Raw genomic sequence first — 23,148 nt, forward strand, 5'->3', positions numbered from 1 at the left:
TTCTCTTATCCAAACGTGACCGTCAAAGTCTATTCCAGAGGTCCAAATCTCTTCAGACCCCGCAAGCTTCGCCGCCCACGTTTCTCTTTCTTCTCATATTCAATTGTCAAATAACAGACCACTCTAAGCAGTCACAAAACCAAATCCCCAAAGCCTAAACCCCGGGAAACCAACAAGCATTCAGCTCATCAACTTGATTTCTTCAGAACGAAAGTCGCCCTCGCCAGCAGCGCCGCCGCCCTCGTTCAGTGAGCGGACTTATAAGAGATCACCCTCAAACAAGTCAACACACCCATCGTCAAAAAACTGACATTTTTATCAAACTGTTGATTTTATTAGGTAGTTTCGTATTTCTACCGGAAACCGGAGAAAAAGGCAGCCTTCATGTCGCGACTGGCCCTGCTCCAGGAAACATGCAATAGGAACGGACGAGAGTTTCAGAAGACTTGAGGCGTCCAACGCCTCTTTATAAAGCCAAGAATTGGAGAGCCCGTGCGCATTCTCGATGAAGCCGTCATTTCCGAGCTGCCGAATTATTACCGTGGCAAGGTGCGGGAAAACTACGATCTGCCCGACGGCAACCGCATCATCATATCGACCGATCGCCTTAGCGCGTTTGATCGTGTCCTCACCTGCATACCTTATAAGGGACAGGTATTGACCCAGACAGCACGCTACTGGTTCGAACAAACGAAGGATATTTGTCCGAACCACGTCGTGAGCTATCCCGACCCAAATGTCGTCATCGGCAAGCGGCTGGACATATTGCCGGTCGAGGTGGTGGTTCGCGGTTATCTGGCCGGTACCACCGGCACGTCGATCCTGACCCTTTATAAGAAGGGTGAGCGGCAGATGTACGGCATGAGCCTGCCGGACGGGATGAAAGACAACCAGATTCTGCCCGAACCGGTGATCACACCGACGAGCAAGGCCTTCGATGGCGGCCATGACGAACCGCTGACGCCGGCCGAGATCGTGGAGAAGAAACTGCTGACGCAGGAGCAATGGGACACGCTTTCCCGTTACGCGCTGGCGCTGTTCAAGCGCGGGCAGGAAATTGCCGCAAAGCAGGGCCTCATTCTCGTCGACACGAAATATGAATTCGGGACGGATGAAAACGGCACAATCATCCTGGCCGATGAGATCCACACGCCCGATAGCAGCCGCTACTGGATGGCCGACAGTTATGACGAAAGCTTCCGCAACGGAACACGGCCGGCAAGCTTCGACAAGGATTTCGTGAGGGCCTGGGTCGCCGAACGCTGCGACCCCTATAAGGACGAGGTTCCCGAAATTCCGCAGGACCTCGTCTTGCAGACTTCGAAGGTCTATATTGATGCTTACGAGCGCATCACCGGACAGAGCTTCGCTCCCGACGATAGCGGCGAGACACCGCTTGCAAGAATACGCCGGAACCTGGAGCCGTTCTTCCCCGGAGTCTGACCGTGAGCAAAACGATCGAACAGGCGAGAAAGGCCGACAGGAAGAGTGACCGTCCTGTCAGGCGCCGGCCTCGCCGTTCCGCCGAGGAAACGCGGCGGGACATTCTCGCCAAGGCAGAAGAGCTTTTCCGCGAACGTGGTTTCAATGCGGTGGCGATTGCCGATATCGCCGCGGCGCTCGGCATGTCTCCCGCCAACGTCTTCAAGAATTTCAGCTCGAAGAACGCGCTCGTTGATGCGATCGCCTTCGAGCAGATCGGCGCATTCGAACGGGACATCCAGCCGCTGGATAAAAGCCACGCGCCGCTTTCGAGACTGCGCCATCTCGCCCGCACGCTGATGGAACAGCACCACCAGGATCTAAACGACAATCCCTACATATTCGAAATGATCCTGATGACGGCAAAGCAGGACATGAAGTGCGGCGACTATTATAAAGCCGTCATCGCCAACCTGCTCGCCGAGATTATCCGCGATGGTATCGATGCGCGAATCTACGCGCCGGCCGAGATTTCTCCCCTGGCGGAAACCGTGCTCCACGCGCTGACAAGCGTGATTCATCCCGTCCTCATTGCCCGGGAAGATATCGGCAATTTAGCAACACGTTGCGATCAACTCGTCGATTTAATCGACGCGGGATTGCGCAATCCGCTTGCTAAGTGACGATTCCCAATTTACGTCACCTTCTCGCAATTGCTTGCGAAGCGCAAAAGCCTGCGCTTCTATGCGCGTGGCGGTCCGGACAGAATGAGCGAATCGGGTCCTTCCAAGGCCTTCGCCTGTCGTGTCTGTTTCCGGACGCGCATCCGCCGAGCGACATTGCGCTTATAGTTGAATGCGATCGATACGCAGGGAAGAACAATGAGCCGACGTATTTTACCCCTATTTGCTTCTCTGTGTGTGACCGCTCTTCTGGCAGGTTGCAGCGATGGCGGCGAGAGCAGCCAGAACGCCGCCCAGAGCGCCGAGCGTCCGCCGTCCCCGGTCAGCATCATCCTGATGAAGACCAGCGAATATCCCTTGACCACGGTTCTGCCCGGTCGCGCCAGCGCGTTCCAGACAGCGGAAATCCGCCCGCGCGTCACCGGCATCATCCGCGAAATTCCCTTCAAGGAAGGCAGCGAGGTCAAGCAGGGCGATATTCTCTACCAGATCGAGGACAATACCTATCTGGCGGAAGTGGCGCAGGCCAAGGCAAACGTGGCGAAGGCGGAAGCAAGCATTCCGAGCGCCCAGGCGAACCTTGCCCGTTACGAACGCCTGGTCAACAGCGGCGCGACGCAGATCGAATATGAAAACGCCAAGGTGACGCTGCTGCAGGCGCAAGCCGATGTGGCCCAGACCAAGGCGGCGCTGGAAACGGCGGAAATCAACCTCGATCTCACCAAGGTCCGCGCCCCCTTCGACGGCATCACCAGCGCAACCGCCTTCAGCATCGGCAACGTGGTGACGGCCAACCAGACGACGGCTTTGACGACGCTGCGCCGCATCGATCCGATCTATATCGACCTGATGGAATCCAGCATCAATCTTCTGCGCCTGAAAAAGGCGATCTCGTCGGGCCAGCTCGGCGGCGATACGAAGGAGACCGGCATTCACCTGACGCTGGAAGATGGCACGGAATACAAGCATGACGGCAAGATCGACATGTCGGACATGGCCGTGAGCGAAACGACGGGCACCTTCTCCATCCGCGCCCTCTTCGAAAACCCGGACGATCTTCTGCTTCCCGGCACCTATGTCCGCGCCACGCTGACCATCGGCAAGGAAAAAGGCTTCCGCATTCCGCAGCGCGCCGCGAGCCGGAACGCCAATGGCGAACTGACAGCGAAATTCGTGACGGCGGAAAACAAGGTGGAAACCCGCACCTTCCCGTCCAGCCAGCAGTCGGGCAATGCCTGGCTGGTGACGGAAAACGTCAAGGATGGCGACAAGCTCATCGTCGACGGCTTCCAGTGGATTGCCGACGGTGCGACCGTCGCACCGGTTGAAGTGACCATCGACGATCGCGGTATCGTCGTTATGCCGCAGCAAGCTCAGCCTGCCGCCGCCCCCTCGAAATAAGCATGAGCACGAAACCCTCGGTCGAAGCTCGTAAAAGGTAAGGCAGGACTGCCATGGCCCATTTCTTCATCCGGCGCCCCGTGTTTGCATGGGTTATCGCCATCGTCATCATGCTGGGCGGCGCCCTTGCGATCTGGACGCTTTCCATTTCGCAATATCCCGATATCGCACCGACAACGGTACGCGTCAGCGCGACCTATAATGGCGCGAGCGCCGAGACAGTCGAAAAATCGGTGACGACCATCATTGAGGACGGCATGACCGGCCTTGATGATCTCACCTATATGACATCGTCTTCCTCAACCGGCAGCGCCGAAGTGACGCTGACCTTCGGCAATACCATGCTGCCGGACATCGCGCAGGTTCAGGTGCAGAACAAGCTGCAGCTTGTCCAGTCGCAACTGCCTGACACCGTGCAGCAGCAGGGTCTTCAGGTCAGCCGATCCACATCCAGTATTCTGATGGTTGGCGCGCTGATCTCGACCGACGGCAAACGCAACTCGGCCGATCTCGGTGACGTGTTCTCCTCGCGTGTCGAAGACCAGATCAAGCGCCTCGAAGGCGTGGGCAGCATCAACGTCTTCGGTTCCGAATATGCGATGCGCATCTGGCTGGATCCGTTCAAGCTCAACAAGTACCAGCTGACCACGGCCGACGTGACCAGCGCCATCGAGAGCCAGAACACCCAGGTTTCCGTCGGTTCGCTTGGCGCGGTGCCCGCAGTCAAGGGTCAGCAGCTCAACGTGACGGTGACGGCGCAGAGCCAGCTCACCACTGTTGCCGATTTCGAATCGGTCATCCTGAAAGTCGAAAAGGACGGCGCAACCGTTCGCCTGAGCGACGTGGCCCGCATTGAAATCGGCCAGGAAACCTATGGTGGCGATTCCCGTTCGAACGGCCGTCCCTCTGCCGGTTTCGCGGTCAACCTCGCCACGGGTGCCAACGCACTCGATACGGCAGCGCGCGTAAAGTCGGCGCTTTCCGCTGTCGAAGGTTCGCTGCCCGAGGGGGTTTCAATCGAATATCCCTATGACACGACACCCTTCGTGAAGCTGTCGATCGAGAAAGTGGTACACACGCTGATCGAGGCGATCATCCTCGTTTTCGTCGTGCTGCTGGTGTTCCTGCAAAACCTCAGAGCCACCTTCATACCGATGATCGCGGTTCCCGTCGTGCTTCTCGGCACGTTCGGCGTCCTTGCGCTGACAGGATATTCCATCAATACGCTCACCATGTTCGCCATGGTTCTGGCCATCGGCCTTCTCGTTGACGACGCTATCGTCGTTGTCGAAAACGTCGAACGAATCATGTCGGAAGAGGGCTTGTCGCCGGTCGAGGCGACCGAGAAGTCGATGGGCGAGATCACCGGTGCGATCATCGGTATCGCGCTCGTGCTCACCGCCGTGTTCATTCCGATGGCTTTCTTCGGTGGATCGACGGGTATCATCTACCGCCAGTTCTCGGTCACCATCGTTTCGGCCATGTTGCTTTCGGCAGTGGTCGCCATCGTTCTGACGCCGGCGCTCTGTGCCACGATGCTGAAGCCGATCGACCATCACAAGAAGCAGCGCGGACCGGGCGCCTGGTTCAACCGTGGCTTCGGCAAGACGACGGATGGTTACGTCTCCTCTATCGGTTATCTGCTGAAGCGGCCCCTGCGCGTGATGATTATTTTCGCGATCGTCATCGGCGGCTGTGCCTGGTTCTTCAGCAAGCTGCCCAGCTCGTTCCTGCCACAGGAAGACCAGGGCGTGCTGCTGACGATCATCCAGACGCCGACCGGTTCGAACATCGAACGGACCAATGAGGTGGTAAAGCAGGTCGAAAGTTACTTCCGTGAAAAGGAAGCCGCCAATGTCGAATCGGTTTTCGGCGTTCTCGGCTTCAGCTTCAGCGGTTCTGGCCAGAACAACGCCATCGTCTTCACCAAGCTCAAGGATTTCGCCGAGAGAACAGCCCCCGACCAACACGCCGGCGCCATCGTGCAGCGTGCGATGGGCACCTTCTTCGGTTTCCGCGATGCGCAGGTGTTCCCGCTTCTGCCGCCGGCAATTCAGGGCATGGGCACATCGAGCGGTTTCTCGATGTATCTCGTGGATAGCGGCCGCAACGGCACCGAGGCACTGACCGCCACGTCCAAGGAACTGATCGCGCTTGCGACCAGCAATCCGAAGGTCAGCTCGCTCAGAAGCGACAGCCAGGACAATGAAACGCAGATGAAGATCATTCTCGATCAGGAAAAGATGGGCGCCATGGGTGTCGATCTCTCCTCCGTGAACCTCATGCTGTCGACGATCTTTGCCGGCCGGGATGTCAACGACTTCACGCTGAACGGCGAGCTCAAACCCGTTTATGTTCAGGGTGATGCGCCGTACCGCATGCAGCCGGACGATCTCAAGTTCTGGTATGCCCGCAACACCAGCGGCGAGATGGTGCCTTTCTCTTCCTTCAGCGAGGTGAAGTGGATCAATGCTCCGCCGTCTCTCGCCCGCTTCAACGGCACGGGCGCCATCTCGCTCGAAGGCACCGCCGGTGCGGGCGTTGCATCCGGTGACGCCATGGACGAGATGGAACGCCTGACGGCAAGCCTGCCGGGCGGTTACACCGTGGCGTGGCAGGGCATTTCCTATCAGGAACGCCTTTCCGGCTCGCAGGCGCCGATGCTCTATGCGCTGTCGGTTCTGATCGTGTTCCTTTGCCTTGCCGCCCTTTATGAAAGCTGGTCGATCCCCTTCTCGGTCATCATGGCCGTGCCGGTGGGCGTCCTCGGCGCATTGACCGCGGCGCATTTCTTCGGGCAGTCGAACGACGTCTACTTCAAGGTGGGCCTGCTGACGACCATCGGCCTTGCGGCGAAAAACGCGATTCTGATCGTCGAATTCGCCAAGGAAAGACAGGAGCATGGACTAAGCCTGATGGAAGCGACGCTCGAGGCGGCGAAGCTGCGCCTGCGTCCGATCATCATGACGTCGCTAGCCTTCATCCTGGGTGTCGTGCCTCTCGCAATCGCAACCGGAGCGGGTTCTGCCGCACAAAATGCAATTGGTATCGGGGTGCTGGGTGGTATGCTTTCTGCAACACTGCTCGGAATTTTCTTCGTTCCGTCCTTTTTCGTCATCATTCGTCGCCTTTCAAGGCGTTAACAAAACAAAAATGGGCTGTGCCAACCGTTAATACGCTGCTAGAAATGTTGCCGATTTGGCAAATGCACGTTTCTACGGCATATCGACCGCGCAGCCCATTTGTCAGCAAGCCGCGCTCGGTAAGCCAACCAGAGAATTGGGAAAATTACATGCTGTCTATTCGCGCTACTCTTCCCCTGACAATGCTGCTGCTCTCAGGCTGCGTTGTCGGGCCCGACCACAAGACGCCGGAAATTCAATTGCCGGGAAAGTTTGCGGAAGCCGGAAAAACCAGTAATGGCGACATCAGCACCGTTGCGTGGTGGACAGCCTTTAACGATAGCCGCCTCAATGGGTACGTTTCCACTGGCCTCAGCCAGAACCTGACCGTGATGCAGGCGATCGAGCGCATCAATCAGGCGGAAGCACAGGTCATCTCGGCCGGCGCGGGCGGTCTGCCGAGCCTGACGGCTAACGGCAGCCACACGACCAGCGAGACCAAGGGCAGCTACCGTGATGTTCCCGTCACCAACGTGTCCTCAGGCAGTCTCAGCGTCTCCTGGCTGCTTGACCTCTTCGGCCGCTATCGCCGCGCCACGGAAAGCGCCAATGCATCGCTCGATGCCGCTTACTCCACCGTTGATGTTCAGCGCCTGACGCTGATTTCCTCGGTCGCAGCAGCCTATATCGATGTGCGTTATTATCAGGAGCGCCTGGCGATTGCCCGTCAGAACCTGGCTTCCCGCCGCGAAACGCTGGACCTGACCAAGCTGCAGCTTGAAGCGGGCGCGGCCTCCCGCCTCGATGTCGTCCAGTCCGAAGGTCTGGTCAACTCGACGCTGTCCGACATTCCCGGCCTCGAAACCAACTTCCGCAAGGCGGCGCATCGCATCGCCACGCTTCTCGGCCTGCCGGCCTCATCTCTGATTTCCGAATTGCAGAAGGGCGCACGCCAGCCGGTTGCCCGCAGCATTCCGCGCACCGGCATCCCGGCCGATCTCATCCGCAACCGTCCGGACATTCGTGTCGCCGAACGCAATCTCGCCGCCGCAGTTGCCTCAATCGGTGTCGCGGAAGCGCAGCTCTATCCAAGCATCGAGCTCGGCGGCTCGATCACGCCAAGTTACAATTTCCTGAGCGGTGGCGGCAGGGGAACGGCCAATAGCTGGTCCTTCGGTCCGAGCCTCGTTCTGCCGATTCTCGATGGCGGCAGCATCCGCGCCAATATCGATCTGGCCAACTCCCAGGCGCGTGAGGAATATCTCGTCTGGAAGCAGACGGTGCTGACCGCTGTGGAAGAAGTCGAAAACGCTCTGGCCGCTGTCACCCGCGATCAGCGCACGGCCGATGCATTGCGCAAGACCGTGGCGTCCTATCAGGAAGCGTTGCAGCTTTCGACGGCCAGCTACCGCGACGGCGCCTCCTCGCTGCTCGACGTTCTCGATGCGCAGCGCCAGGTTTCCACCGCACAGGCAAGCCTTGCACAGGCTGTTCAGCAGACCGCGCAGGACTACGTCTCGCTGAACGTAGCGCTCGGTGGCGGTTACGCCGTTGGCCAGACCACGGCTCCGAAGAAGGCGCCCGGCCCAACCCGGACCGCGGCAAAGGCCATGTAAGATACGCCGCAAGGCAAAGAAAAGCCCGCGTCTCGACGCGGGCTTTTTTATTATTCGTGACACAAAAAAAGCACCGGTCTCCCGGTGCTTCTGTCTAACCGGCCGTCAGGCTCAGTTCTTGGCGCGCTCGACGTAGGAATTGTCTTCGGTCGCGATGACCACGCGGATACCAGCATCGATATGCGGCGGCACCATGGTGCGGATGCCGTTGGAAAGAATGGCCGGCTTGTAGGAAGAAGACGCCGTCTGGCCCTTAACGACCGGTTCGGTTTCCGTGATTTCCAGCGTGACGTGGCGCGGCAGTTCGACGGCCAGCGGATTGCCTTCATGAATGGAAAGAATGCAGGTCATGCCTTCCTGCAGATAGGCCTTCTGATCGCCCATCGTTTCGGCATCGACCACAACCTGATCATAGTTCTCCGGGTTCATGAAGTGGAAGCCTTCGCCATCTTCATAAAGGAACTGGAAGTTCAGGTCTTCAACGAAAGCGCGCTCGACCTGCTCGGTGGTGCGCCAGCGCTCGGAGACCTTCACGCCGTCAACGATGCGGCGCATGTCCACCTGCGTGACCGGCGTGCCCTTGCCGGGGTGAAAGTTCTGCGCGGTAAGAACGACGTAAAGCTTGCCGTCCACGTCGAGAACATTGCCCTTGCGGACGGATGAGGCGATAACCTTGACCATATGACTTCCTTGTAACTCGATGAAATGCGTCGTAAAGGACTGCGCGGCAGCACCGGCCCCGGCAGACGTTTTGTCTTTTTTCTGGGGCGCAACTACCTTAAATCCGCACGAATTGCCAGCCTTCTACAGCAATTCGCGGAAGAGTGCCTAGCGGTTTTCCGCCCGGAATAGCTTTAAATGACGCGATCAGGCGTTTTGCGGGCCGTTTATCCGCAATTGGGCGCCGCAGAGAAGACGGAAAAGAACAGAGAATGCGCGCAAGCAACGAAACAATGTCGCCATGGTGGACGCCGGACGTCCACGCCGACCGCCGCGCGTTTCTCATTGGGCGCAATGCGATCCAGTCGGCTTTTCGCGGCTATTTCGCCAGCGCCGATTTTCTTGAGGTCGACACTGCTGCATTGCAGATTTCCCCCGGCAATGAAGCGCATCTGCATGCTTTCGCCACGCAGGGCCTGACGCCGGCCGGCGACGCCGTGCCGCTTTATCTGCACACCTCGCCTGAATTCGCCTGCAAGAAGCTGCTCGCCGCCGGTGAAAAACGCATCACCTGTTTTGCCCATGTTTACAGAAACCGGGAACGAGGCCCCCTGCATCATCCGGAATTCACCATGCTGGAATGGTACCGGGTCGGCGAAACCTATGAGAGCCTGATGAAGGACAGCGCCAATCTTCTGGCGCTGGCAGCCGAAACCACAAAGACAAAGAATTTCACCTATCGCGGCCGCAGCGTTGATCCCTTCCTCGAGCCGGAGCGGGTAAGCGTCGCCGAAGCCTTCGAGCGATATGCGGGCGTCGACCTGCTGGCCACCATCAGCCGAAACGGCGAAACCGACGCTCGCCATCTTGCGGCGAACCTCACCGAGGCCGCGATCCGCGTGGCCGATGACGATACCTGGGCAGATATGTTCAGCCGCGTCATCGTGGAGCGGGTGGAACCGGAGCTGGGTTTCGGCAGGGCGACCATTCTCGATGAATATCCGACCTGTGAGGCGGCCCTTGCCCGCAAGTCACCCAAGGATGCGCGCGTGGCGGAGCGTTTCGAGCTATATGCCTGCGGCGTCGAACTCGCCAATGCCTTCGGCGAATTGACCGACGCCGCCGAGCAGAGGCGGCGTTTCGAAATGGAAATGGCCGAGAAGCAGCGGGTTTACGGCGAAACCTATCCGCTTGACGAGGACTTTCTGGCCGCGCTGGCAATCATGCCGCCGGCAAGCGGCATAGCGCTTGGTTTCGACCGGCTGGTGATGCTGGCTACCGGCGCGCGCCGTATCGATCTCGTCATGTGGGCCCCAGTCGCGGAATATGGACGATGACAGGGCTTGAGACCATCAAGACAGCCGAAGCACTTCTCGAAACGGGGCTTATCGAAGCCGAAGCGCTCGAGACGCTGCGCACTGTGACGCAACGTTACGCGCTCGCCATCACGCCATCGATTGCCGGGCTGATTGACAGCCGCGACCCGCAGGATCCCATCGCCCGACAATTCGTTCCTGACCCGGCCGAACTCGTTCATCTTCCTGAAGAACGGGACGATCCGATTGGCGACGACGCGCACAGCCCCGTCCACGGCATCGTCCACCGTTATCCCGACCGGGTGCTTTTAAAGGCAGTGCATGTCTGCCCCGTTTATTGCCGCTTCTGTTTCCGCCGGGAGATGGTCGGACCACAGGGCAACGGCATGATGAGCCCGGCGGAACTTGACGCCGCATTCGGCTATATAAAGGCCAATCCCGCCATCTGGGAGGTCATCCTGACCGGTGGCGATCCGCTGGTGCTTTCCCCCCGGCGCTTGTCCGACCTGATGACGCGCCTGAAAGACATACCGCATGTGAAGATCGTCCGCTTCCACACCCGCGTGCCGGTGGTCGATCCCGACCGTATCGACGCGGCGCTGATCGATGCGCTGAAGGCCAGCGGCAAAACCACCTATGTGGCCCTGCACGCGAATCATTCCCGGGAACTCGGCGAAGCCGCAAGGCAGGCTTCGGCACGCCTGATCGACGCCGGTATCGCCATGGTGAGCCAGACGGTCCTTTTGAAAGGCGTCAATGACGACCCGGCGGTTCTTGCCGAGTTGATGCGCGCCTTTGTCGAGACCCGTATCAAGCCTTATTACCTGCATCATCCCGATCTTGCGCCTGGCACCAGCCATTTCCGGCTGACGATAGAAGAGGGGCAGCGAATCGTTTCCGCTTTGCGGGGGCATGTCTCCGGCCTTTGCCAGCCGACCTATGTTCTCGACATTCCCGGCGGCCACGGCAAGGCGGCAATTGGCAGAAATGCGGCCGAAAAAACCCGCGATGGCTGTTATTCCGTTTCCGACTTCAACGGAAACGATCATGTTTATCCACCACCAGCCACCGGCGACGATTAAAAAATACATAAAAAGCCTGCTACAGCGGGCTTTTCGCGGCGGCAGCCGACGAAAACAAAAATTTCACATTTCCGCCCCTCTCCTGTCATCATAAAGAAAAATATTCTACCTATAACAATCAGCATTGATTTTAGTGCTGGTCTGGATTATCAGTGTGGAACTGGAGAACGAGTCTCCTGATTCCGGGCCAACACCAATACAGGGAGTGTGTCATGTCAAAACATATCAACATCAACGCAATCCTTGGTTTTGAGTCCTGGAACGCTGGATTTAAATCCACGTGTTCCCGCTGCTGTCGAATGTGACTTAACGGTCTCAATTTACTGAAAATCAGTTCGACAACATGCTGTGTGAAGTAGCCACAGCGGGAGTATATCTATGCAGAAGCAAGTTATTGAATTCGCTGGCGAACCCGTCGGCATCGTCATCCCGGATAATGACCGGTTGAAGTTCATCGCGGTGAAGTTCCACGTTCACGACCTGGACGAACAGAAGTTCGACAGCGCAGACGACGTGCGGATTGCGATCCGCGATCTCGTGCGCAACCGGAATCTGGCCGCGGTCGCCTGATGCGGGAAAACTTTCGCCCGTTCACAGAACCGTCAAAACCAGAGCGCGCCAAATATCGGACCCCGAACAGCGGCCCGATGGCGCGCTTTTTTCTCGGTTGACAAGCCATCTACCCGCCTGGCACCAGCCATTCAGGGTGTATCAAAAGCTCTGATGCACTAAGCTAACAAAGCGCCTGAAAGTCAGGATTAGAGCCGAACGCCACGTACGCGGTCTTCCTGACGCACCCCACTCTTCCCTCATTCCTGTGCTCGTCACAAGAATCTAGCCAGATCAAGTCCTTGGGCTGAGAAGCCTCTCCCTCCGCGCAGACGCGCGTCGACTGGATTCCTGTCACAAGCACAGGGATGAGGGCCGAGCTTGTATCGAAGGTTCGAATTGCGGGTCAGAATGCAGTAAAGGTCAGCGTCGTCAGCGAACGCACGATTCCCGGAATATTGACGATGTTCTGGTTGATGAACTTGCCGATATCTTCTTCCTGCGGCAGATAGATTTTCAGCAGCAGATCATATTCACCGCTGGTGGAATAAAGCTCGGAAACCAGTTCCGTCTTATAGATGGCGTCGGCGACATCATAGGTCTTGCCGGGCTCACATTGAAGCTGAACGAAAATGGGCTTCACGGACATCTCCCGTATTTGAACTTTCGGTGCATGGCTGCTCGCGCCACGCGTCATGGCGCACTATTGGCTGAGCAGCGTCCGTCTTGCAAGACCGCTTACCGGTTTACGCCGAAAACTCCGCGGTACTGCCGTTCGCGCCAGTTGCGGCCTCGGAAACGATCCACCGCCGAAAACTTTCGAGCGGCGCATAACCGGCGCGATCCGGCATGCAGGCGAGGTAATAGGCTTCCTCGCTCTCCACTTCCCCCGCAACAGCCGCAACCAGACGACCGCTTCGCAACTCCTCCTCGATCATGAAAGAAGGAATGAGCGAAGCTCCAACCCCGGCGCTCGCCGCCTCGGCAATCGTCGTGAACTGATCGAAAAGCATGCCATGCACATTGTCGAAACTGACGTCATGGCTGCGAAACCATTGCTCCCAGGCATCCGGCCGAGTCGTCATGTGCAGCAACGGGACATACAGCAGATCGTCCGGCCTTGAAAGCCCGTGTCGCGCCTTGAAGGCCGGGCTGCATACCGGAATGACCTTTTCATGCATCAGGAAAACCAGCTCGGTGCCCGGCCAATGCGGCAATCCGAAATGGATGGCCGCATCGACTGTATCGGTGCGGAAATCGAACAGCGATGACCGCGTCAGAAGATTGACCGAAACGCCGGGGTGTCTGGCGATGAAATCGGGAAGGCGCGGCACAAGCCAGCGCGTGCCGAAGCTCGGCAGAACCCCGAGGTTGAGCGTGCCGCCATCCGGATTGGCGCGCAGGTTGAGCGAGGCCGTCGATATGCGCCGCAACGCCTCGCGGATTTCCCGCGCATAGCCCTCCCCAGCCCTTGTCAGCCGGATCGTCTGTCGCTCGCGCAGGAACAGCGCCACGCCTAGCTGCTCTTCGAGCGCCAGGATTTGACGGCTGACCGCACCCTGCGTCAGCCCCAGTTCCCTCGCAGCGGTGGTGACGCTGCCCGTCCGGGAAGCGGCTTCGAAAGCCGCCAGCAGCGAAAGCGACGGCAGAAAACGGCGTGGCGGCAGGACCATATTCCCTCACGGAATGAACTCTTGACGATATGTCGATATTCAACAGGCAAGTCCGCTTGTAAAGTCTTATAAACAAGGGCTTGTCACTCATACGAAGAACAAATGAACTGGCCCGGAACACGGTGGAACGATGTATAATGACCCCCGCTCGCACGGCCTCTGGGAAAAGACCGCGCCGCAGCCGCCCGTAACGCCCGCCTTGCGGGGCGCAGCGGTTGCCGATGTCGTCGTCGTCGGAGGTGGCTTTACCGGCCAGTCCGCCGCCCTTCATCTTGCCGAACGGGGTGTGGATGTCGTTCTTCTCGAAGCAAGGGAAATCGGCTTCGGCGGCGCAGGCCGCAATGTCGGCCTCATCAATGGCGGCATGTGGGTCATGCCGAAAGAGCTACCCGGCGTGCTGGGCGAGGTTTACGGCGAGCGGCTTCTAGACCTTCTGGGCAATGCCCCGCTTCTCGTGCGTGAACTGGTGGAAAAACACGCAATTCCCTGCGAGATCGAAAAAAACGGCACGCTCCATTGCGCCGTCGGAGAAAAAGGGCTCGCCGAAATCCGTGAGCGCTGCGAACAATGGGCGGAGAGAGGCGCACCCGTCCGCATCCTCGATGCCGAAGAGACAGCGAGACGCACCGGCAGTACGGGCTATTCCGGTGCGCTTCTGGATACACGCGCCGGCACGATACAGCCGCTTGCCTATGTTCGAGGCCTTGCCGCAGCCGCCCAGAAAGCGGGCGTGCGCCTGCACACCGAAAGCCCCGTGGTAGCGACCGAACGCAGCAACGGAAAATGGGTGGTGAAGACGTCGCAAGGGTCTGTAACCGCCAACTGGATCGTTGTGGCCACTGAAGCCTATAGCACCGGCCCATGGCGGATCGTTCGCGATGAACAGGTCTACCTGCCCTATTTCAATTTTGCGACGAGACCGCTCGGCGATAATCTGCAAAAGACCATCCTGCCTGGCCGTGAGGGCTGCTGGGATACGAAGGAGATTCTCTCATCCTTCCGCATGGACAAAGCCGGCCGGCTGGTCTTCGGCAGCGTCGGCGCCCTGCGCGGCACCGGCACCGCCATTCATCGCGCCTGGGCGAAGCGCTCGCTGAAGCGACTTTTCCCGCAACTCGGGGATACGGAATTCGAATGTGAATGGTACGGCCAAATCGGCATGACCGACAATGCCGTGCCCCGCTTTCACAAATTCGCTGAAAATGTCGTCGGCTTTTCAGGCTATAACGGCCGCGGCATCGCGCCGGGCACGGCCTTCGGCAAGGTCATTGCGCAGCATATTCTCGGTGAAATTGCTGAAGCCGAATTGCCGCTGCCTTTGACGGAGCCGAAAGCGCAGACTTTCCGGACGGTGAAGGAAGCCTATTACGAGGCAGGCGCACAGATCGCCCATTTCGCCGGCGAGCGTTTTTGATCGGACACAGAGTCGCTTCTAATGAGCCACATCATCCTTGGGCTTGCCTCAAGGATTTAATCACATTCAATAAAATGAAGACGTTGCTGATGCGCGGGACAAGCCAGAGCATGACGAGGAGGGCTTTTCGAGCTTAGCCACCCCTCTCCGCAGACACACCGGCAGCCTCTTTTCCTCATCCCATCGATATATCCTTGAAAATATAATGATTGCCCTATAGGCCTATCGATATATTCATCGGAATATCTCGAACCGGGGGTAACAGACCATGAGACTTTTGCGTCGCAGCTTCTTCAAAACCATTGCCGCAGCCACATCCTTCTGGATGGCGGCCTCACTCGCGGCCGTTCCGGCCCATGCCGCCGAAAAAGTCACGGTGTTTGCCGCCGCAAGCATGAAAAACGCACTCGATGCTCTCAACGCCGAGTGGGCGAAGGAAAGCGGTAACGAAGCAACCGTTTCTTATGCAGCAAGCTCGGCGCTGGCCAAGCAGATCGAGCAGGGCGCACCGGCGGATATCTTCATTTCGGCCGATCTCGCATGGATGGACTATATCGCCGAAAAGAAGCTGATCAACGCTGACACCCGCTCCAATCTTCTCGGCAACCGCATTGTTCTCGTCGCTCCCGCAGACAAGGCAAAGCCGGTCGAGATCAAGCAGGGCTTCGATCTTGCCGCTCTGGTGGGCGATGGCCGACTGGCCATGGGTGCGGTCGATTCCGTGCCGGCGGGCAAATACGGCAAGGCCGCTCTGGAAAAACTCGGCGTCTGGTCCTCGGTGGAACAAAAGGTCGCCGGCGCGGAAAGCGTGCGTGCCGCCCTGCTGCTAGTCTCGCGCGGCGAAGCACCCTATGGCATTGTCTACCAGACCGACGCCGCCGCCGATCCGGGCGTGAAGATCGTCGGCACCTTCCCGGAAGACAGCCATCCGCCGATCATCTACCCGGTCGCCATTCTTTCGGAAGCCAAGTCCCCGGCAGCAAAAGCCTATCTGGATTTCCTGAAATCGGCCAAGGCAACGCCCTTCTTCGAAAAGCAAGGCTTTACCGTTTTGAAATAAACTGCCTTTCGTGGCCCCAACGTATGGGCCACAAGAGATGACGATTGCAGGATATGGCATTGCATTGGTGGACACTCAGCCCTGAAGAATGGACGGCGATCAGGCTCAGCCTGTGGGTGTCGTCCATCGCCATGCTTGCCAGCCTGCCTTTCGGCATTCTGGTCGCCGTGGCGCTGGCGCGCGGCCGCTTCTGGGGCAAGTCTCTCCTCAATGGCATCGTCCACCTGCCGCTCATCCTGCCGCCCGTCGTCACCGGCTTTCTGCTGCTCGTCCTGTTCGGCCGCAGGGGCGCGATCGGGCAATTTCTCGATAGCTGGTTCGGCATCGTCTTTTCCTTCCGCTGGACCGGGGCCGCGCTCGCCTGCGCCGTCATGGCCTTTCCGCTGATGGTGCGTTCCATCCGCCTCTCCATAGAAGCGGTGGACCGCAAGCTGGAAGAAGCGGCGGGAACATTGGGGGCAAGCCCGTTCTGGGTGTTCCTCACCGTCACCCTGCCCTTGACCCTGCCCGGTATCATTGCCGGCATGATCCTGGCTTTCGCCAAGGCCATGGGCGAATTCGGCGCAACCATTACCTTCGTGTCCAATATTCCCGGCGAGACCCAGACTTTGTCCGCCGCCATCTATACCTTCACTCAGGTTCCGGGCGGCGATGCCGGCGCGTTGCGGCTAACAATTGTCTCCGTCGTGATTTCCATGCTCGCTTTGCTCGTCTCGGAGTTTCTGGCCCGCATCGTCGGCAAACGGGTGAGCATCGAATGATGCTTTCGGTCGCCACCCGCCATCGCCTCGGTTCTTTCGAACTCGATGCGTCATTCACCTCCGAAGGCGGCGTCACCGCGCTGTTCGGGCGCTCCGGCTCCGGCAAAACCTCGATGATCCGCATCATAGCAGGCCTGTTGCGGCCGGATGAGGGACAGGTTTTGCTTAATGGTGAAGTGCTGGCAGATAGCGGAACACGGCTGTTCCTGCCGGCTCATCAACGCCGCTTCGGTTATGTTTTTCAGGAAGCGCGGCTCTTCCCGCATCTCAGCGTGGCGCAGAACCTGCATTACGGCAGATGGTTCGCCGTGAACAAAACCGGGAGCGCGAATGAAGACCGCATCGTCGACATGCTCGGCATCGGCCACCTCTTGCAGCGCCGGCCGGACAAGCTTTCCGGCGGCGAAAAACAGCGTGTCGCGATTGGCCGCGCGCTTCTGTCATCGCCTCGCATGTTGCTGATGGACGAGCCGCTCGCCTCGCTCGACGAGGAGCGAAAAGCCGAAATCATTCCCTATCTCGAGCGGCTGCGCGACGAGACAAAAATCCCGATCGTCTATGTCAGCCATTCTATTCAGGAGGTCGCCCGCCTCGCCGACAGCATCGTGGTGATGAAGGACGGCAAGGTGGAGGCGCAGGGAAAAGCGGCCGACGTTCTTTCCAGACCGGATTTCAGCACGTATCTCGAACGGCGCGAGGCGGGCAGCATTCTTTCCGGCCACATTGAAAGCTTTGATGAGCGGCATGGACTTGCCGCCGTAACGCTGAAGACCATGCTGCTCCATGTTCCTGCAAAAAGGGGAACGGCCGGCAGTCCGGCGCGGGTGCTCATACCGGCGCGCGATGTGATGCTGGCAACCGTAAAACCCGAAGGCTTAAGCGCGCTCAACATTCTCGCGGGCCATGTCGCGACGGTTTCTGCCAGCGAAGATGGCATGGTCACCGTTCAGGTGGATTGCGGCGGCGACATCATCCAGTCGCGCATCACCGATCTGTCACGCGAACGACTGCAACTGGAGCCGGGAAAACCGGTGCACGCGATCATAAAGTCGGCGGCTCTCGATCCTTATTGAGAGCCGCATCGGGATTGCGGTTGGCCTCCAGCCAGTCGATATCCGCGCGCAAGGCCTCGTTCATCCGTTTTTCCATGCCGCGATAACGCTCCAGCACCTCAGTGCCGAAAGCGGTCAGCGCCGCACCGCCGCCCTGTTTGCCGCCACGCTGCGATTCGATAACCGGTTGCGTGAACATATGGTTCAGCGCATCCACCAGCAGCCATGCGCGGCGATAGGACATGTCCATCGCCCGCCCGGCGGCAGAGATGGAGCCAGTCTCGACAATCAGCTCCATCAATTCGATCTTGCCGTGACCGAGACGTTCCCCGGGTGGAAAGTCGATACGAAGAACAGGCTTCAATGGAGAAAGGGCCTCACTCATCGTTCAAAGGCTCCGTCCATGAACATCGCGATAGGCCTTTTGCGCTCCATCCACCGGTAAGGCCGTCGCCTCGTAGACGCCACGCGCGACCGCGCGCGCCATCACCATGGTCGCCAGATGGCAAAGCTCGGCGAAATGAACGCCGCCCTCAAGCGGCTTTTCACCGGTCGCGGCCGCGAACATGGTATCGCCGTCGCTCGGCAGATGGGCGGGCAGAACGGCGCGCGCCAGCCCGTCATGCGCCATGATGGAAAGGCGATGCGCCTGCGCCTTGGTCAGCGCGGCATCCGTCACCACCGCACCGATGGTCGTTGCCGTGAGATTGACCCCCTTGAGGCGCAGCGCGGTATGATCCGGCTCGAAACGCTCGGGAAAACCGCAATCGCCGTATTCACCCTGCACTTCAAACGGCGCGGACCAGAAATGGCGGCCCGTTCCAACGGTTGCCGAGCCGAGCGCATTGACGGCAACGATGGCGGCCACCTTATAACCGCCGGAACTGACAGCACTTGCCGAACCGAGTCCGCCCTTGAAGGTGGCTGTCGTCGCACCCGTTCCGGCCCCGACCGTTCCAAGCGCGAAGGGCTCCGGACGCGCCGCCTTGAAGGCCGCATATCCCATCTCGCGATAGGGCGAATGCAGTCCCCAGTCCTTGTCGCCGCCATTCAGCAGATCCATCAGGATCGCCTGTGGCACGATAGGAACGCGGGTGGAACCCACCTGCAGGCCGCGTCCGATTTCGCGCAGCCCGGCCTGAACGCCGCCCGCCGCATCCAGCCCGAAGGCAGAACCACCTGACAGCACGAAGGCATCCACCGTTTCCACCGTCATCGCGGGATCGAGCAGGCCGGTATCGCGCCCGCCCGGCGCACCACCCAAAACAGAACCGGAAGCGATGGCGGGCTTTTCGAAAACAATCGCCGTAACACCGGAGCCGAGAGCAAGATCGGTGACATTGCCGACCGAAACGCCGCCGATATCCGTCAGAAGATTGGTGAGTGCCGCCATGCCGTTTCCCTTTTTCTCCCGGTATCCCGCCACAATCAGGCACTGTCAACGCAAAACGTGAGGTGCCTGATGTCGACGACAAGCCACGATCAGGAAAAAACAGCCGTTCCGATCACGGGCGTCGAGGGAACGGCCATGTCCCTCGGCTCCAGCGGCCCGGAAAGATATGCCTGATGGCCGGCGTCTATGGCGCGGGCGAAAGCCTCCGCCATGCCGACCGGGTCTCCCGCACCCGCCACAGCCGTGTTGAGCAGAACGGCATCGTAACCGAGCTCCATCACCGTGACAGAATGCGACGGGCGGCCGATACCGGCATCGACGATCAGCGGCACATCCGGGAAACGCGCCCGCATGGATTTCAGCGCCGTCAGATTGAGCGGTCCCATGGCGCTGCCGATTGGCGCACACCAGGGCATCAGCACCTTGCAGCCTGCCTCCAGCAGCTTCTCGGCGACGACCAGATCGTCCGTCGTATAGGGAAAGACCTCAAAACCGTCGTCGCAGAGGATTTTTGCCGCCTCGACAAGTGCGAAGACATCGGGCTGCAGCGTGTCGTGATGACCGATGACCTCCAGCTTGATCCAGTTAGTGCGGAACACATCGCGGGCCATCTTTGCCGTCAGCACCGCTTCCTTGACCGTGTGGCAACCGGCGGTATTGGGCAGGATCTGGCGATCCAGCTCACGGATAAGCTCAAAAAACTGACCGCCCTTCTTGCCAGCCGCCGTTTCCCGGCGCAGTGAAATCGTCAGAATATCCGTGTTGCTCGCCCGCACGGCATCGGCAAGCACGGCAGGCGACGGATAGCGCGCCGTGCCGAGCAGGAGACGGGACGAGACCTCGCGGCCATAAAGCGTCAGCATGATTTCAGCCTCCCTGCATCGGCGAGAGGATTTCGATACGGTCGAAAGCCTTCAACTTATAATCGGCGCGCTCTTCCGAATGCACCAGATCGCCGTTTACCGCCGTCGCCAGCCACTCACCCTCGTATTCGAGGCTGGCGAGCAGGCCGGCCAGCGTCTCGGCGGCGAGATCAAGCTCGTCGCCATTCACCATAAGTTTCATGATCCCGTTCCTTTTGAGAGAGAGTTTGGCAGACGATTTCAGCCGCCTGCCGCGCCATCGCCGGCGACAGCAGAAAGCCGTGCCGGTGCGCGCCGTTGATGAAAATTGTCCGGCCATCCTGCGTGACCTTCGGCAGATTGTCGGGATAGGCGGGGCGCACGCCGGTGCCTGTCTCGATGATTTCCGCTTCCGCGAAAGCCGGATGCACGGCATAAGCGGCATTCAGGAACTCCATCATCGAGCGGGCGGAAATGGCGCCCGCATCTTCCGTCTCGATCATCGTCGCGCCCACCATGAAACGGCCGGGCTCGCGCGGCACGATGTAAAGCGGAATGCGCGGATGCAGCAGCCGGACGGGACGAGACAGGGAAACCTCCCGCGTGGCGAGATAGAGCATCTCTCCCCGCACACCGCGAAGTCCGGAAATCCCGCCGATTGCCGCAGAACCAGTGCAATCCACCACCCGGTCGAACGGCTCTTCATCCAGCGGGATACCCATATGGAACTGCACACCCATGGCGCAGAGCCTTCGATACAGCGATTTCAGTGCAAGACGCGGATCGAGATGCCCCTCACCCGGAAAATAAAGCCCGGATCGAAACCGCCCGGCAAGATCTGGCTCCAGCGCGGCGATTTCGCCCTCATCCACCCAGCGATAGCCAGCGGTCCGCGATGCGAAACGCGAAAGCTCCGCCTTATCGCGGGCCGGCGCAACAACCAGCGTGCCGTTACGGACGACAAGGCCGGGTGTCGCTTCATCCCACCAGTCGAGCGCCGCCTGACCGAGCGTCAGAACCGCCGCTTCAGCGCTTTCACGCTCGCACCAAGGCGCCAGCATGCCGCCCGCATACCAGGATGCGCCGCGAGAGGGTTCGGCATTGCGCTCGCAAACCTCGACGGTAACACCGGTCCGCTCCAGTTCGAAGGCCGCCGTCAAACCGGCGACCCCCGTTCCCTTGACCAGAACGCGCATGCTATTCGGCATCCGCAGGCGTCGCGAGCGGCATGTAAAGCTCACCGCCTTCCTTGAAGCGTGCGGCCATGGCCTCCAGTCCCTCCTTCTGCGCCTCGGCGCGGATATCGTGGGAAATCCGCATCGAGCAGAATTTCGGCCCGCACATGGAGCAGAAATGCGCGACCTTGTGCGCTTCCTTCGGCAAGGTCTCGTCATGGAAGGAGCGCGCCGTATCCGGGTCCAGCGACAGGTTGAACTGGTCCTCCCAGCGGAACTCGAACCGCGCGCGCGACAGCGCATCGTCCCGCACCTGTGCCGCCGGATGACCCTTGGCGAGATCGGCGGCATGGGCAGCGATCTTGTAGGTGATGACGCCGACCTTCACGTCGTTGCGATCCGGCAGGCCGAGATGTTCCTTCGGCGTGACGTAGCAGAGCATCGCGGTGCCGAACCAGCCGATCATCGCCGCACCGATGCCGGAGGTAATATGGTCGTAACCCGGCGCAATATCGGTGGTGAGCGGCCCGAGCGTATAGAACGGCGCCTCGCCGCAGGTCTTCAGCTGCTTGTCCATATTTTCCTTGATCTTGTGCATCGGCACATGGCCGGGGCCTTCGATCATCACCTGGCAATCCTTCGCCCAGGCGATCTGCGTCAACTCACCGAGCGTCTCCAGTTCCGCGAATTGTGCGGCGTCATTGGCGTCGGCAATCGAGCCGGGACGCAAGCCATCGCCCAGCGAGAAGGAGACGTCGTAAGCACGGCAAATATCGCAAATCTCGTCGAAATGCTCGTAGAGAAAACTCTCCTTATGGTGATGCAGACACCACTTGGCCATGATCGAGCCGCCGCGCGAAACGATGCCGGTGACGCGGTTGACGGTGAGCGGGATGTAATGCAGCCGCACGCCGGCATGGATGGTGAAATAATCCACACCCTGCTCCGCCTGTTCGATCAGCGTATCGCGGAACACTTCCCAGTTCAGGTCTTCGGCAATGCCGTTGACCTTCTCAAGCGCCTGATAAAGCGGCACCGTGCCGATCGGCACCGGCGAATTGCGGATGATCCATTCGCGGATATTGTGGATGTTGCGGCCGGTAGACAGGTCCATGACGGTATCCGCACCCCAGCGGATCGCCCAGACCATCTTCTCCACCTCTTCCGCCATGGAGGAGGTGACGGCGGAATTGCCGATATTGGCGTTGATCTTGACGAGAAAATTGCGGCCGATGATCATCGGCTCAAGTTCCGAATGATTGATATTGGCAGGGATGATGGCGCGGCCGGCCGCCACTTCCTGACGCACGAATTCCGCCGTGACGTAGTCCGGGATATGCGCCCCGAAGCTTTCGCCGTTGCGCACCAACTTTTCCCTGGCCGCCTCGCGCCCGAGATTTTCGCGGATGGCGATGAATTCCATTTCCGGCGTGATGATACCGGCCCGCGCATAGGCGAGCTGGGTTACGGCTTTACCGGCCGTGGCTCTGAGCGGCTGGTGGCGCACGGAAAATTCAGGCGTCAGGCGTTCGCCGGTGGCAAAGCCGTTATCCTCCGGCTTGACGTGCCGGCCGTCATAGGCCTCGACGTCGCCGCGCGCCACGATCCAGTCATGACGCAGACGCGGCAGACCCTTTTCAATCAAAACGTTATGCGAAGGATCGGTGTAGGGACCGGAGGAATCGTAAACCGTCACCGGCGGTTCACCCGCCGTCGGATGAACGGCGATCTCGCGCATCGGCACGCGGATATGGGGATGTAAAATGCCGGCTTTGTGGATTTTGGTAGAGGCGGCATGCGGCCCCGTAGTAACCGACAACGGGATATTCTTGGCAGCGATATTCATCTTGAGGCTCCAAAGTTTGACAGTGGAGACCCAGTTCGAGCCGGAATGATGGAAAATACCGCAGCGCCGACAGCGCAATGC

General features: G+C 59.4%; 21 protein-coding genes. 12 read left to right on the forward strand and 9 right to left on the reverse strand.

Annotated features, from left to right (window positions below):
• Positions 1-492: 492 nt before the first annotated feature.
• The 5 genes from PH605_RS03720 to PH605_RS03740 all read left to right on the forward strand — a co-directional run bounded on the left by PH605_RS03720 (position 493) and on the right by PH605_RS03740 (position 8,244).
• Positions 493-1,443 (forward strand): phosphoribosylaminoimidazolesuccinocarboxamide synthase, encoded by a 951-nt coding sequence (locus PH605_RS03720; protein WP_142844313.1) that lies wholly within the window; start codon positions 493-495, stop codon positions 1,441-1,443.
• 2 nt (positions 1,444-1,445) lie between these two features.
• Entirely contained in the window at positions 1,446-2,105 is a 660-nt protein-coding gene (locus PH605_RS03725) for a TetR/AcrR family transcriptional regulator (RefSeq protein WP_065657017.1), read from the forward strand.
• A gap of 198 nt (positions 2,106-2,303) precedes the next feature.
• Complete coding sequence (locus PH605_RS03730) at positions 2,304-3,506, forward strand: efflux RND transporter periplasmic adaptor subunit (protein ID WP_065657016.1); 1,203 nt, start codon at positions 2,304-2,306, stop codon at positions 3,504-3,506.
• 53 nt (positions 3,507-3,559) lie between these two features.
• Positions 3,560-6,649 carry an efflux RND transporter permease subunit gene (locus PH605_RS03735; protein ID WP_142844315.1) on the forward strand — a complete coding sequence of 1,030 codons (3,090 nt, stop codon included), beginning with the start codon at positions 3,560-3,562 and terminating at the stop codon, positions 6,647-6,649.
• 149 nt (positions 6,650-6,798) lie between these two features.
• Positions 6,799-8,244, forward strand: a complete 1,446-nt coding sequence (locus PH605_RS03740) for an efflux transporter outer membrane subunit (RefSeq protein WP_065657015.1) — start codon at positions 6,799-6,801, stop codon at positions 8,242-8,244.
• 111 nt (positions 8,245-8,355) lie between these two features.
• Here PH605_RS03740 and efp read toward each other — a convergent pair whose 3' ends face one another.
• Positions 8,356-8,925, reverse strand: coding sequence for an elongation factor P (efp, locus tag PH605_RS03745; RefSeq protein ID WP_003504809.1), 570 nt, complete (start codon positions 8,923-8,925; stop codon positions 8,356-8,358).
• A gap of 251 nt (positions 8,926-9,176) precedes the next feature.
• Between efp and epmA the strand changes: the two genes are divergently transcribed.
• From epmA to PH605_RS03760, 3 genes are all read left to right on the forward strand, one after another.
• Entirely contained in the window at positions 9,177-10,241 is a 1,065-nt protein-coding gene (gene epmA, locus PH605_RS03750; protein WP_142844317.1) for an EF-P lysine aminoacylase EpmA, read from the forward strand.
• On the forward strand, positions 10,238-11,302 hold the full coding sequence (locus tag PH605_RS03755; RefSeq protein ID WP_142844319.1) for a lysine-2,3-aminomutase-like protein: 1,065 nt from the start codon (positions 10,238-10,240) through the stop codon (positions 11,300-11,302). Before epmA ends, PH605_RS03755 begins: the two co-directional genes overlap by 4 nt.
• 378 nt (positions 11,303-11,680) lie before the next feature.
• A complete protein-coding gene (locus tag PH605_RS03760; RefSeq protein ID WP_003492264.1) occupies positions 11,681-11,872 on the forward strand; it encodes a hypothetical protein in 192 nt (63 codons plus the stop codon).
• Between the two features lie 385 nt (positions 11,873-12,257).
• Here the strand turns inward: PH605_RS03760 and PH605_RS03765 are convergent, their stop codons facing one another.
• Entirely contained in the window at positions 12,258-12,494 is a 237-nt protein-coding gene (locus tag PH605_RS03765) for an Lrp/AsnC ligand binding domain-containing protein (protein WP_003521320.1), read from the reverse strand.
• A gap of 103 nt (positions 12,495-12,597) precedes the next feature.
• A complete protein-coding gene (locus PH605_RS03770) occupies positions 12,598-13,524 on the reverse strand; it encodes a LysR family transcriptional regulator (RefSeq protein ID WP_142844323.1) in 927 nt (308 codons plus the stop codon).
• A gap of 130 nt (positions 13,525-13,654) precedes the next feature.
• Between PH605_RS03770 and PH605_RS03775 the strand changes: the two genes are divergently transcribed.
• From PH605_RS03775 to modC, 4 genes are all read left to right on the forward strand, one after another.
• The gene (locus PH605_RS03775; protein ID WP_078052427.1) at positions 13,655-14,938 is read left to right on the forward strand and encodes an NAD(P)/FAD-dependent oxidoreductase; all 1,284 of its coding nucleotides are present in this window, start codon (positions 13,655-13,657) and stop codon (positions 14,936-14,938) included.
• Between the two features lie 268 nt (positions 14,939-15,206).
• Positions 15,207-15,998, forward strand: a complete 792-nt coding sequence (gene modA, locus PH605_RS03780) for a molybdate ABC transporter substrate-binding protein (RefSeq protein ID WP_078052426.1) — start codon at positions 15,207-15,209, stop codon at positions 15,996-15,998.
• A 53-nt stretch (positions 15,999-16,051) separates the two neighbouring features.
• Entirely contained in the window at positions 16,052-16,759 is a 708-nt protein-coding gene (gene modB / locus PH605_RS03785; protein ID WP_142844325.1) for a molybdate ABC transporter permease subunit, read from the forward strand.
• Complete coding sequence (modC, locus tag PH605_RS03790) at positions 16,756-17,832, forward strand: molybdenum ABC transporter ATP-binding protein (RefSeq protein ID WP_142844327.1); 1,077 nt, start codon at positions 16,756-16,758, stop codon at positions 17,830-17,832. The genes modB and modC overlap by 4 nt, the downstream gene beginning before the upstream one ends.
• Here the strand turns inward: modC and PH605_RS03795 are convergent.
• The 6 genes from PH605_RS03795 to thiC form a co-directional block, all read right to left on the reverse strand.
• Positions 17,801-18,196 (reverse strand): winged helix-turn-helix domain-containing protein, encoded by a 396-nt coding sequence (locus tag PH605_RS03795; RefSeq protein ID WP_142844329.1) that lies wholly within the window; start codon positions 18,194-18,196, stop codon positions 17,801-17,803. The genes modC and PH605_RS03795 overlap by 32 nt on opposite strands.
• Positions 18,197-18,199: 3 nt before the next feature.
• Complete coding sequence (locus PH605_RS03800) at positions 18,200-19,204, reverse strand: P1 family peptidase (protein WP_142844331.1); 1,005 nt, start codon at positions 19,202-19,204, stop codon at positions 18,200-18,202.
• Positions 19,205-19,293: 89 nt separating this feature from the next.
• Positions 19,294-20,067, reverse strand: coding sequence for a thiazole synthase (locus PH605_RS03805; protein ID WP_142844333.1), 774 nt, complete (start codon positions 20,065-20,067; stop codon positions 19,294-19,296).
• Positions 20,068-20,071: 4 nt separating this feature from the next.
• A complete protein-coding gene (gene thiS / locus PH605_RS03810; protein ID WP_059759987.1) occupies positions 20,072-20,269 on the reverse strand; it encodes a sulfur carrier protein ThiS in 198 nt (65 codons plus the stop codon).
• Complete coding sequence (thiO, locus tag PH605_RS03815; protein ID WP_142844335.1) at positions 20,238-21,242, reverse strand: glycine oxidase ThiO; 1,005 nt, start codon at positions 21,240-21,242, stop codon at positions 20,238-20,240. The genes thiS and thiO overlap by 32 nt, the downstream gene beginning before the upstream one ends.
• 1 nt (position 21,243) lies before the next feature.
• Positions 21,244-23,067 carry a phosphomethylpyrimidine synthase ThiC gene (gene thiC, locus PH605_RS03820; RefSeq protein ID WP_142844337.1) on the reverse strand — a complete coding sequence of 608 codons (1,824 nt, stop codon included), beginning with the start codon at positions 23,065-23,067 and terminating at the stop codon, positions 21,244-21,246.
• Positions 23,068-23,148 lie beyond the last annotated feature (81 nt).

Source organism: Agrobacterium sp. CFBP 3001 (genome assembly GCF_027871605.1).
GTDB classification, from domain to species: Bacteria; Pseudomonadota; Alphaproteobacteria; order Rhizobiales; family Rhizobiaceae; genus Agrobacterium; species Agrobacterium leguminum.